This window comes from Bacteroides sp. AM37-9 (assembly GCF_003603455.1).
Classification (GTDB): domain Bacteria; phylum Bacteroidota; class Bacteroidia; order Bacteroidales; family Bacteroidaceae; genus Bacteroides; species Bacteroides xylanisolvens.
This window is the reverse complement of sequence record NZ_QTNF01000006.1, coordinates 206,920-220,099: the sequence shown is the minus strand read 5'-3', so window position 1 is coordinate 220,099 and position 13,180 is coordinate 206,920. Positions and strand designations below refer to the sequence as shown.

The following is a 13,180-nucleotide window of genomic DNA, read 5'->3' as shown; positions in this document are numbered from 1 at the left end:
GTACGGTTCTTAGGGGAGAAGGGGGCAGCAATGCCCTTGACTTACCCGATGTGCAAAAGCAGGGCGACTTCTTCGTGGAGTCACCTATCATTCTGTTTGCCAGTATTATCTGGTATCTCAAAATCTATCAGAACGGGAAGTTTTGCACGTTTCCCCATGCTATCGAGTTTCTGAACCGCCGTTACGAGGATATATTTCCGATACTGACCTCTTATCCGGAGCTGGAGAACTACCTTTCGCCGTTCATGGATGCGTGGCTTGGAGGGGCTGCGGAGCAGCTCATGGGTCAGATAGCGTCGGCAAAAATCCCGCTTTCGAGGATGATTTCACCGCAGCTCTACTGGGTGATGTCAGACAGCGAGTTTACGCTGGACATCAACAATCCCGAAGAGCCGAAAATCCTCTGCGTGGGTAACAATCCCGACCGTCAGAATATCTACGGTGCGGCACTCGGTCTGTATAATTCCCGTATCGTGAAGCTCATCAACAAGAAGGGGATGCTGAAGTCATCGGTCATCATCGACGAGTTGCCCACAATATACTTCAAAGGGTTGGACAATCTTATAGCTACCGCCCGAAGCAACAAGGTTGCCGTGTGTCTGGGCTTTCAGGATTTCAGCCAGTTAGTGCGTGACTACGGGGACAAAGAGGCGAAAGTGGTGATGAACACTGTCGGCAATATTTTCTCCGGTCAGGTGGTGGGGGAAACAGCCAAGACGCTCTCCGAGCGGTTCGGTAAGGTGTTGCAGAAACGGCAGTCCATCTCCATCAACCGGCAGGATGTTTCCACCTCCATCAACACGCAGATGGACGCGCTCATTCCACCGAGTAAGATTTCCGGGCTTACGCAGGGAATGTTTGTCGGTTCTGTATCCGACAACTTCAACGAGCGTATCGAGCAGAAGATTTTTCATTGCGAGATTGTGGTGGATGCCGAAAAGGTGAAACGGGAAGAAAGTGCCTACAAGAAAATTCCCGTCATTACAAACTTCACGGACGAGGACGGCAACGACCGCATGAAGGAAACGGTGCAGGCGAACTACCGGCGCATCAAGGAAGAGGTGAAGCAGATTGTGCAGGAGGAACTGGAGCGTATCAAAAACGATCCGGTGCTGTGTAAACTGCTACCAGATAATGAGACTGTCTAACAAGTCCCCAAAATTGAAAATTATCCCTATCGAAGTTTGAAGTGACCCCCAAAAGTTGGATACAATTTTTTTGGGGGGCACTTCAGTTCTGACGGGTAAAATCGTAAAATTCGGACTTGTTAGACAAATACTTACGCGGTTTCAACCTCAGGTACTGAATCTATCGAATTGACAAATTTAACCAATTGCGGATCTGAATCTTTTTGTATGAGGTTTCGGAGACTCTTTTTCAATTCATAAGCATCATCCCCTGCTGTATTTATTAAATCCATATAAAAATCTTTGTTTTGCAGAATCAATGAACGGCATGCCCCATCGGAAATTACAGGTTTCACTATTTTATCAATAACGTCTCCAGCTTGACTTTTCAAATTACCATGCGATCTAAGCCATGTTTCGAAAAATTGAAACTTTATTGCATTGATAGTCTTTTTACCGATGCAGAAATCATTTCTTATATCGGTAACTGTCGATTTAATTTTTCGTTTATCCAATCTTTCAACTATATTCTTGAAACAATTAGGGAAAGGATTCAAACTTTGAGTTCCAGAAGCAATATCCATCAGAATCTTTTTGCCAAATTCAGTCAAGTTATCTGGCAAGGATTTGATTTTAGCCAGTAAATGTTTTATTGCGACAAACCAATAATATGATGTATGTGCTGTTCTTTGGGCGTATAATGTATCAACACTTATTTCAGACAACGCTTCGAACGCTATTTTATTGATATGATCGGTCAGGACATTGCTTATTTTAGTGGTCAAATCGTAAAAAGATGCGTCAGGAATTACATCTTTAATATTGTTCTTAGTGATATACTTATCCAAATCGGTATTCCACTCTGCTAAATGCTCGATAAATACCTCATCCGTTACACCTATTCTGTTCTTAATATCTTCAAATTGGGGCAATATGTCTGAGAGCAATAATTTATAGCCAAGTTTATGATTTACCATGTATTGTAGTGTTTCATTTAATAGCGGTATATTCCATCCCACACTATTTACTAATAAGTCTCCATGATCCACATAATAGTCCATGAGTTCTGCAACATATTTTATATCTCCACCCTCTATTAAGGAAACGGAATGACCATGTGCCAATTGCATGGCGACTAAATCGTAATATCCAGACTCTTTAATGTTTCGGCCATCAGTTTCTAATTCAGAATGCAACTGATTTATGTAGGTTGAATCTAACGTTACAGGTAAAGGTCTTTCTTCGTCAGATGCCAATAAACGATAGGTTGTAAATATAGCCCCTTTATTTACATTCTGTTCATCAATGCAATTCGTGATCGCTTGCAAAAGCGTTGGAAACGTATAGGTAGAATTATCTTTTAACGTTTTTACAATATCTGCATGGTCGAAATTATCGGGTAGTAAGTTTGCCAAATAATTATCGAGCGCCTCCGAATTTGTTGCTACTTGATAATATTTATATGCTTTAGTTGTCGCGTTATCCCGATAGGCAGCATCTGTTGCATTTGCAGCTTGAATATAATCGATAAATGTATTTGGCTTGACTGTTTTTGCTTCAATCAATGACGTAAAATCGCACGCCAACTTATTTTGCGCAATAAACCTGTCTATTGCATCTAACGTTTTGAAATAGTCGCCGCCATTGAAGTCATTGAACCGAACTATCTTCTTATATAATTGAGCAATCACATGGTTTTGGCTTTCCGTGTCTAAATGCAACAGCAGTTCTTGGTATTCGACAGGGAACACCTGCTTCTCTATGGATTCTTTTAATTTCAATTGTGCTATTCTTTGCCATACACGCAGAATAACATCGCTCTTTCGAGTTAATTTATGCAAACAATGTATAATCTTATCGATAAGCGCATTGTCCATACATTGTATAACTTCTTCTAATACAGTGTCAAATTGTTTATTAGTCTCTGCATATTGATTTATGTCGTGGTCTTCTTCTCCGTTGATGCAGCCTTCAATATATTTTTTCAATGGAATTTGTCGAGCATCTTCAACATCGACACCATATACCAAAGCTGCAATTTCGCGTTGTGTTTGCAGATCATTGTTAATTATTGTTTGAATGCCATTCAGATAGTCGCCGGACAATATTTGTTCTACTGGATTTGCCAGAATATCCGTCTTCTTCAAACAGAACAATGCTATGTTTATCATCAAAATTTCGTTACACCACTCTTGTTTAAGAGCGACCATCTCATTGATATATGATATAATTTCCCTAACATTGGCATTAGGATTTACCAATCTGAATATCCGATTTATAGTTTCTTTCGCTTCATTTTCTGTTTCTCCAAATGCTTCAACAAACAGTTTGTTGAATATACTTCGATAGTCGGTAATAACAGGAGGAGCAACACGATAAACAATAGGGAAAGTTTTATTGATAAAATACTTGGTCAGTTGTTTCGTTTGTTCGTCGGTCTCATCTCCGAATGCACAAGCTAAATGTGTTTCATCGAAAGGAATAACAGCCCAAACATTTTCAAAACCGCTATCGGCGAAGAACGTATGGATAGAAGACCATAATTCTTTTACTTTTTCAGCGGGGAGACGATCCATGTTGTCAAAAACAAGGACTAATTTACGTTGTCCTTTTTCCTTGATAAAATCAGAAATGTCTTGCATCCATGTTTTGAACTCGTAAACCGTTGGTTCGTCTTCGCTCAAAGTCTCATAGCAAACGTCCTTTTCGACTTTATCTTGATAAATAGCTAACATATAACTCCATCCATATTTATGATCTTTGCTATATGCCCATTTCCAAACGCACAATGCAATAAGAACTGGCAGTGCAGCTATGATAATAGACAATAAAGAAAACCACCATGTTGTGGGTGTAGGTTTTACTGCATACGCAATAAATGTAAATATCGGAGTTAAAACTGCAACCAAAAATGCCGCAACCATACCATTACTGATAAGGGGATATTTTTCGGTTACGGTCTCCGTTTTACGGGCTAATAAATATTTCAGCTTTTCAGACCATGATACGGTTTTCGTACCTCCACCTTTGACTTTTATTGTTGCATTTCCAGATAGGATACCATCATCAATAAGTTTGCTTGTAAGCAATTCCAATATAGAGCGGCGTTGCAAGTCCTCTTGATGTCCCCATGCGTCATACTCAAAAAAGTAATAGTCGTCTGATAATTCACGTTCCAACATTTTAACCACGTTGGATTTTCCAGATCCCCAAATACCTTCGATGCCGATAATTCGAGGTAAAGTACATTCCTCATCCAATGAATCATTCTGACAAAAATGGCGAGCAATAGTTTTTGCCAACCTTTCTTGCGAACCTCCATCGAATTTGTCAATACCACACGGTTTATTTTGGATAAACCGCGGATATTGCTGTTTGGATTGTAGTTTTGTTTCCATATACGTAATTTATTGATTATACGAACTCCAAATAATTCTCCCGATTTACCACATGAAACTCGGCATAGGGATAGGCTTCTTGGAAGGCTTTCGGTGCGGCCGGCATTTTATTTCCCCACTTGAACTCCAAGGCGGTAAGACTGTCGGCACTCTCCTCAATCAGGTCGATTTCCTGTTTGTCGTAGGTGCGCCAGAAATAGAACTCCCTGTGCAGTCCCTCATTGAAGTTCGCTTTGCGCCGCTCTCCGATGATGTAGTTCTCCCACAGCGCACCGACATCCTGCCGAATGGCCAGCGGTGAGAAAGCCCCGATAATGGCATTGCGAATGCCGTTGTCGTAGAAGTACCACTTGCCAGCTTTTGTAACCTCCTTGCGTAGGTTACGCGAATAAGCCCCCAGACGATAGATAACGAAGACCTTTTCCAATAGGTCGAGGTATTTTTCAACGGTCGTCTTGCTCATGCCGAGTTGTTTACCTAACTCTTCGTAAGAAACTTCGCTGCCCAACTGAAAAGCTATCAATCGCAGTAGATCGCGCATCTTGCTCGAATTTTTTAAGCCGTCAATTGCTAAGATATCTTTAAGCAGGTATGCACCGACAATATCACGTAGGTAGTCTGTTTTACGTTCATAGTTCTCCATCATTACTACTTCGGGATAGGAACCGTAAATCAAGCGCGCTTCGAGGTTCTGGCGGGTTTCAAGTGCCGTTTCCGTCTGTGCGATTTCCCGTTGCGAGAATGGTGTAAGGAGAAATTGCGTACTGCGGCCGACCAACGGTTCACCAGTCTTATTCAGCAAATCGAATGACGAAGAACCACTTGCCAAGACACTTATTCCCGGTATTTCATCAACTATCAACTTCAGAATACTACCGATTTGTGGTATGTTCTGTGCCTCATCAATAGCCAGCAAATCAATACCATCCAATAAATGCCGATAATTGGCTATTGAGCGATTCTCCAATAGTGCTAATGTGTCGTAGTCTTCGCCGTTGAGCATCATCGTCCTACCTGAATAGTTGTCCACAATTTTACGCATCATTACCGTTTTACCAACACGGCGAGCACCAAAAATCAGTACTGCTTTATTGGGCGCGATTCGTGCTGTAATCTTCTCTTGAAGTATTCTATTTACTGTTTCCATACCTTATAAAATATAATGCAAAGATAATCATATTTTTTTAATTGGCGAATTTTACAAAAAAAACGGGCTATTAAATGGCGATTTTTACAACCACAATCTTATGGAAGTTGTTTCATTGTTTTTAGTAATGATATATGTTCATACTATGATGACTCAATAATTTACCAGACATACGTTTCTGAAATTTGTCCTTATAGGAATGAAAAACTCACATATATTGTGCTAATTAATATATAATTAAATGAAAATAAAAAGACAGGATACGAGTATTCCTGTCTTCTCATATGTAATGGATATTTTTTTATTTTCTCATCCGCTCCAACTCCTCATCACGCAACATTCTCTCGTTCAGTTTTTCCTGCATCCTGTCAATGAAATAGGTGCGGCTTTCGTTCTTCCGGCGTTTGATATCAGTGTAGAAGCGGTAGCAGTCTTTAGAATCAACCCCGAATATCTTATAGAGAAGTGGGGCGAGCTGTTTGAGCGGCATATTGCCGTTGTTGATGCAGCCCATCACGTCTATGCCGTAGATAAGTTCCACGAGGTCGATGGCATTGCCCGTCCATTGAAGAAGGCTGGCGGTGGTTTCTGTTGCGTTGTTGGCGGATATTAGTGGTGGCACTTGGGGCGTGGCAAGGAATTTCTGCATCTTTCTTACGAAAGACAGAGCCTTGCTGACGTAGGCGGCAATCTCTCTTTTTTCTTCTGACAGATTACGTACGGGATGGTGCTGCAACTCGATTTCGATGTAGGCAAGCGCGATGACGGTAAGGTTCATGTCCATGCCGCCGTTGCACAGTTCGATCACTTGGGTGGCGAAAGCCGTGTATGCCGTTTCCATATTGCAGTCGCCGGCTTCGTTTATCAGGCGGAAAAAGTCGGTTTCCGCCAGCAAGAAATAATTCATGGTTCTGTCAATTTTGAAAATTACACTTTGTTTTCTGCGTGCGCACATGAATATAATTGGCAAAAAACGCGGCAGAAAATAAAAAATCCAACACTCAATTTTACAAAGTGCTGGATTTCAGAGGTATAAAATTCAGTATTTTTTCACAAGGACAAATTATCTCCGACTTAAATTGTTTGTAATCGGAACATTTATTCTATTCCTGAAAATAGAAATGTATGCTTGCCGCACATTTTGGCTATCTTGCTTTTTTATCAAGGATATAGATAATGCGACATACACCGTTGGGATAGCTTTTCAAAGAGGAAAGCGTCCAGTGTTGCTCTGGCAGAGCCGACTTAAAAAAATGTCGTCCGCTTCCGGATATGAAAGGAACGGTGTATAGTATGATTTCATCCACAGCGTGCATCCGCAGCAGTCCGTTTATATAGTCTGCCGTGTCCGGTGTGGCTTCCGCGAGGTAACGGATGTTTGTGCAGTCTTTTCTCCATTCGTGCAGCATTGAAATGGAATAGTCCGGTGTCACACGGTAAAAGGCTTTCTTCCTGATTTCATCAAGACCGCAACGGTCAAGGCACAAATCCTGATGTGCTTTATCATATAACTCTGAAGAAAGACATCCGTCCATCGTCAGTACGGCGAGAATCTGAACTTTACCCATAATCGTTTCCTTTCGTTAGGCAAGGGTAAAAAAGTAGCGTGCAATTCACACTACCTTCAAGCGATGGCTCTGGTAAAGCCTTTACGGAGAGTACGTGAATGCACGCTATGCGTAAGCATAGCATAAGCATCACGCAATCGTCTCCGTAGTTCCAATTTACCAGATTTTCGCTTGAAACGCCTTGCGGTCTTATCCTATATGTTGGCGGCGAAAAGCTCCTGCCAATCGCCGTTTTTCTCAAATGTTATGCAAAGATAGCCAAATTCAGTGAATTACGGGCTATGATTGCTTGAATTTATATTTAAGTCCATACTCTTCAAGTTTGCTGTATAGTGTTGTCCTGCCTATGCCGAGCAGTTCTGCGGCGACACTCCGGTTGCCGTTTGCCTGTTTCAACGCACGCAATATCCGCTCCTTATCCTCCGCGTCATTGCGCAAGGCGAAGCTGACAGTAGAGGTCGGTTTCGTCACGGCAAGTTCCAGATGCTCTTTCATGACAACACCTTCCTGCGCCTGCAATACAGCACCCATAACTTTCTGCCGAAGTTCCCGCACGTTGCCCGGCCATGCGTGTGTCAGCAACGCTTTACGTGCTTCGGAACTGAACCCGCTCACGCTACACTCCAGCTCTCTGTTTGCCATATCACGGAAGAACTCTGCCAGCGGCATAATGTCTTCTTGACAGTCACGCAACGGAGGAACGGTTATCCCGAAGTCGTGCAGGCGGTACAGAAGATCCTGCCGAAAACGCTTTTCATTCACCGATACCTCCAAATCTTCATTGGTAGCAGCGATGATGCGGACATTGAAATTCCGGTCTGCCTTGTCTCCGACCGGGCGATACCGCCTCTCCTGTATGGCACGGAGCAACATCTGTTGGGTTTCCAACGCGAGGTTTCCTACCTCGTCCAGAAACAACGTGCCGCCTTCCGCCTCATGGAAATATCCTTTCTTGGCATTGTCCGCACCTGTAAATGCACCTTTGACGTGTCCGAAGAAAGCCGACGGTGCAAGCTCTTTGGAGAGTGAACCGCAGTCCACCGCCACAAATGGCTTGCCTGCACGTTTGCTCTTGTCATGCAACAGGTGGGCAATATGCTCCTTGCCCGTGCCGTTCTCACCAAATATCATCACGCTCATATCGGTGGCGGCTACCAGCCTTATGCGGTGCATGATTTTCTGAAAGGCGGAACCTTCACGGGCGAATATAGGCATACGGCGTTGTCCTGCCTGACGTTCTTTCAGTATGGAACGGATCAGGGGGACAAGTTTATCCTCCACAAGCTGTTTGGGAATATAGTCTATCGAGCCGAGTTTCATGCTTTCCACGGCGGTATTAACTTCGGCGTAGTCGGTCATAATGATGAAGGGCTGCATCTTTCCCTCCTTTCGCATCCAGCACAAAAGGTCTATGCCACTGCCGTCAGGCAGACGCAGGTCGGCAACCACGATATCATTATCTGTTGCCTGTTGCAGATGTTTCTTCGCGGTTGAGAGGTGGTAAGCCTTCATATTGCGGTAGCCCTCCCGTGACAGCATATTGCAGACATATTCGCAATACACGATGTTGTCTTCCACCACAATTATTTTTGTCTTATTCATCTTCGTATTTTCTCCTTTCCTCTTCTGCCAACCGTATTATTTCCACTCCCTTATCCAGCACGGCAGTCACGGCATGGCTTAACGCTTCACCATCCGGGAGAGCATCGCCACGAAGCAATCCGTAAAGTACATTCAGCGGTTGGTCGGCACGGAGCACCTCCCACGAACTGCGCAGGTGGTGGATCAGGGAATCCAGCTTTTGCAGGTCTTTTTCTTTTGCTGCATCCCGTACCGCCTGCATTTCCTTTTCTGTTTCAGTTATCAACTTTTCCAGCATGACGGCTTCATTGCCATAGGACAATAAGGCGGAAAAGTCCGGTTTCCCGTCCGGTGTCGCTTTTATGGCACACCTGTCGGAAACCTCCATCAGTTCCGATATGGAGAACGGTTTGAACAGGCATCCGGCAAAGCCTTTTGCCAATAGTTCCCCTTTGTTACAACTGCCCGAAGCGGTTGCCACAACCACCGGGATTGTTGGTGAATTGCCCACGTTGGACGAACGCAACAGTTCCAGCAATTCGAAACCGTTTATATCGGGCATATTCAAGTCTGTCAGCAACAGGCTGTATTCTTTCTGGCGTATCATTTCCATCAGTGCCGCAGCATCGGTGCAAGTGTCGCAGTGTATTCCTTCTTGGGAATACATCTCTTTCAGCATCAGAAGTAATACCTCATCATTGTCAATGGCGACAACATCATGGAATTTATTGTTATGATAAACAGGTGTATTGCTTGTATATCCAAGCTGTTCTTCAGCTTCCTGCATAGAAATTTCAACTGTGAAACGACTGCCTTTCCCTTTCTTGCTGTCTAAACGGATTGTTCCGCCAAGCATCGACACAATATTACGCATTATGGCAAGCCCAAGCCCGAAACCCTCCTTTGCGGCGGCATTTGATAGACGTTCAAACGCACCGAACGCTTGTTTCTGTTCCTCTTCTGTCATGCCTGTACCTGTATCTTCAACGACCAGTGTCAGAACTCCATTATCATATTCAGTAATCAAAGAAACACCGCCTTCTTCTGTGAACTTGACAGCGTTTGACAGCAGGTTATTCCCGATTTGTATTATTCGCTCTTTGTCGGTCAATACAATGGCATCGTGTCCAGTCTTCACGGACAAGGACAGCCCTTTGTTCACGGCAACAGGCATGAACTCCGTTTCAAGTGTGTGCGTGATTGCTGAAATCCGGCAGGGTGACAGACGGGGCTGTTCCTTGCCGTTGTCCAGGCGGAAGAAGTCAAGCAAAGTGTTAAGCATATCCCGCATACGGTCGGAGGATTGCAGTATGTTTTGGATATACTGCCCGGACTTATCCTCACACTGTTCTTTCCGTATCAGTCCGGCATAGCCTGTTATTGCTGTCAGCGGTGTGCGCAGTTCATGGGTGATAGTATGTACCGCCTTCTTCCTTGACGTTATCAGTGCCTCGTTCCGTTGTACGGATTGTTCCAGTTGCCTTATCAAATCAGTTGTCTTGTGCTTGTATTGTTTAATGCTTTTTGCATCACGATGTATGATGATGTAGGAAATTAACAACAATAGAAGAACGAATCCCATTAAACCGCCTACTTGCATAAATGACTTTTCACGCATGGCAACTATTTCGTTTTCCCGGCTTTGCAGTTCGGTTTGTACCTTTTCTTCTATTTGGCAAATCAATTCTTGCAGTTGTCTGTTAAGTTCTGCATTACGAGCTGCAAGGCTGTCGGCTTGTTCCGACAATTGGCGATCCTGCACTTTCTGTTCGCTGATTACGTTTCTATTGACCGAATGAAGGATAGTGGTTGATACTGCTGGAGTTACTTCCTTTTTTTTGCCGAATATGCCTAAGAAACCTTTTCGTTTTGGCTTTTTGGACTGTTCCTGCACACTTTTCTGTACAATAACCGGAATTTGATTGGCTATCTTCTTGTTAATAGATTGTTGTTCATCCATTAACCGGACTATCTGGAACATCTGTCGTTCCTTATCCTCTAAAAGACTGCGCACACTATCGATGCGCTCTGCTGGATAGGTGGCCTTGAAACGGCAGAGCATACTGTCCATTGCCATACGCCGTGCATGGTAATGCTCGATATCTTTATCGTTCCATTCCAGTATTGTTTCACCCAATAGAGAAAATTTTATCATTTGAATATTGATATTGTTTATTTCTTTTCGGAGCTCGTCTATTTTTTTATTGCCAAGTTCTAATGCTTCTATCTCCTGCCATTCATAGAGGCTATTATATGCCATACATCCGATAAGAATGGAGATAAGTATATATCCCAACCGTATTGCCTTATAGAAATTTCCTGACCGCTCCATTATTTTAATGACATTGATTTTTGGAACATGAATAAAAGTTTATCTTTTTCGTTCATGCGGATATTATCAGAATAACCGTCTTTTGTTATTTGATACCCACATGGCTTAACCATAAAAATGCCTAAGCCCTTAGTGTACGAACTTACTTCTGAGGCATAGTCTTTACTTGTATTTAATGGAACTTTCCCTTTAATATGACACCACTCATTATTACAACTGATGTCTTCAATCTCAGACATCAGTTTTTGCAAATCTGTAATAGCTTTGGAACTCGCTACTTGGGGTATCTGCAACTCAAAACAGAGCATCGGTTCGAGAATGTCCACACCTGACTGTTGCAAAGCCAGCCTGAAGACATAAGGGGTCAGCTGTCTGAAATCAGCAGGTGTACTTACCGGGCTATAATACTCGGCTTGAGTAAAAGTTACTTTCAGATCTGTCACTTCCCATCCATGTAAACCAGATTGGCAAGACATACGAATCCCTTCAAAAACGGCATTTTGAAAAGAATGGTTCAGATAACCATAGGAGATGTCACTTTCGATTTGCAACCCTGCCCCTAACGGTAAGGGTTCAAGAGTCAGCCCTATTGTGGCCCAGTAAGGGTTGGGTGGTACTTCGATCTGAATAATCTTATTGACCTTTTTTATAGGTCGTTCTTTGTAGATAGTCTTGATCTCATCAAAATGGACCTTTACGGAAAATCGTTCTTCCAGCAATGTCTGTATGATTTCCTTTTGGGTCAAACCATATAACGAGATTTCCAATTCATCACTATATGAGTTTATGGAAAAGGACAAAGACGGGTCTTCAATCCACAATGTATTCAGAGCGGATATCACCTTGCTTCTCTCTTCGGGCTTATTTGGCCGGACGGAGGATTTGAGAGCGGGATGCTGATGAGATAATCCTTGAATCAAACAAGGTTTAGCACCTAAATAATCTCCGATTCGAAAATCTTCTATATCTTCTACAATCGCGATATCATTGGCACCCACTTCATCAACATTTATCTCTCTGCCCTGATAAATAGTCTTTAGATTTTTAATCTTGATGAATTTTTCCGAATCGTTGATTCTTACAACGTCTCGAAGTCTCAGACTTCCGTCAATTATTTTAAGAAAACTTCTTTTATGCCCTTTGGGGTCATGCTCTATCTTATAGAGATAAGCTGAAAGTCTGTTTGAGACTGATGCCGGAGGAAGTATAAAAGAAGAAATGGCGTCCAACAACTCATTGATACCGATATTGAACATTGCTGATCCATGTAGCACCGGATAGACTTTGGCTTTTGCCACAAGAGCGATTATCGTATTCCAATAATCAGCCGGTGAAATTTCGCTATCCGCCAAATATCGTTCTAATATATCGTCGTCATGGTTGCATACAAATTCTTTGTATTCTTCCTTTATATATGTTTGGGAGCAAACCGGATAAACCGATCCATCGACAACAGTTTGCATAAACAGGACATCTTGCGACAGATTTGTTTTTATATCCATATACAAACGCTCCAAATTCACACCGGCACGGTCAATCTTATTGATAAATATAATTGTCGGGATTTGCAGCTTTTGTAAAGTACTGAACAGCAACTTTGTCTGCGCTTGTATGCCTTCCTTTGCGGATAAGATGAGGACTGCTCCATCAAGCATTTTGAATGTCCGCTCCACTTCCGCAATAAAATCCATGTGTCCCGGAGTGTCAATGATATTGCATTTCACTCCATTCCAGATAATAGATGTCGTAGAAGCCCGGACAGTAATTCCTCTACGTTTCTCTATATCCATAGAGTCCGTTATGGTGTCACCATTATCCACACGGCCGCACTTTTCCGTTGCTCCACTGGCAAACAGCAGATTCTCGGTTACGGAAGTTTTTCCTGCATCAATGTGAGCAAGAATTCCTAAATTTATAATATTCATTTGGATTAAGCAATAATATACTACAGTAGATGCATTGTCGAAACGCACCTTTTAATACCTCCTCGTAGCATATGAGAACTACAGGATTACTAACTCGTATTA

General features: G+C 42.8%; 8 protein-coding genes. 1 reads left to right on the top strand and 7 read right to left on the bottom strand.

The annotated features are described in order from the left end of the window. On the top strand, positions 1 to 1,148 hold a 1,148-nt coding region (locus tag DW862_RS06740; RefSeq protein WP_117713404.1), incomplete at its 5' end, for a TraM recognition domain-containing protein. 131 nt (positions 1,149 to 1,279) lie between these two features. Here DW862_RS06740 and DW862_RS06735 read toward each other — a convergent pair. The 7 genes from DW862_RS06735 to tet(Q) form a co-directional block, all read right to left on the bottom strand. Beyond that, complete coding sequence (locus DW862_RS06735) at positions 1,280 to 4,525, bottom strand: P-loop NTPase fold protein (RefSeq protein ID WP_120067522.1); 3,246 nt, start codon at positions 4,523 to 4,525, stop codon at positions 1,280 to 1,282. A gap of 16 nt (positions 4,526 to 4,541) precedes the next feature. Next, the gene (locus DW862_RS06730; protein ID WP_004291480.1) at positions 4,542 to 5,672 is read right to left on the bottom strand and encodes an ATP-binding protein; all 1,131 of its coding nucleotides are present in this window, start codon (positions 5,670 to 5,672) and stop codon (positions 4,542 to 4,544) included. Positions 5,673 to 5,973: 301 nt separating this feature from the next. After that, positions 5,974 to 6,579 carry an RteC domain-containing protein gene (locus DW862_RS06725; RefSeq protein ID WP_004304269.1) on the bottom strand — a complete coding sequence of 202 codons (606 nt, stop codon included), beginning with the start codon at positions 6,577 to 6,579 and terminating at the stop codon, positions 5,974 to 5,976. Positions 6,580 to 6,817: 238 nt separating this feature from the next. Next, positions 6,818 to 7,240 carry a dihydrofolate reductase family protein gene (locus DW862_RS06720; RefSeq protein WP_004291474.1) on the bottom strand — a complete coding sequence of 141 codons (423 nt, stop codon included), beginning with the start codon at positions 7,238 to 7,240 and terminating at the stop codon, positions 6,818 to 6,820. A gap of 279 nt (positions 7,241 to 7,519) precedes the next feature. Continuing rightward, complete coding sequence (locus DW862_RS06715) at positions 7,520 to 8,842, bottom strand: sigma-54 dependent transcriptional regulator (RefSeq protein WP_004291471.1); 1,323 nt, start codon at positions 8,840 to 8,842, stop codon at positions 7,520 to 7,522. Beyond that, a complete protein-coding gene (locus DW862_RS06710) occupies positions 8,835 to 11,153 on the bottom strand; it encodes an ATP-binding protein (RefSeq protein WP_004291467.1) in 2,319 nt (772 codons plus the stop codon). The genes DW862_RS06715 and DW862_RS06710 overlap by 8 nt, the downstream gene beginning before the upstream one ends. Then, entirely contained in the window at positions 11,153 to 13,078 is a 1,926-nt protein-coding gene (gene tet(Q) / locus DW862_RS06705) for a tetracycline resistance ribosomal protection protein Tet(Q) (RefSeq protein WP_004291466.1), read from the bottom strand. Before tet(Q) ends, DW862_RS06710 begins: the two co-directional genes overlap by 1 nt. Positions 13,079 to 13,180 lie beyond the last annotated feature (102 nt).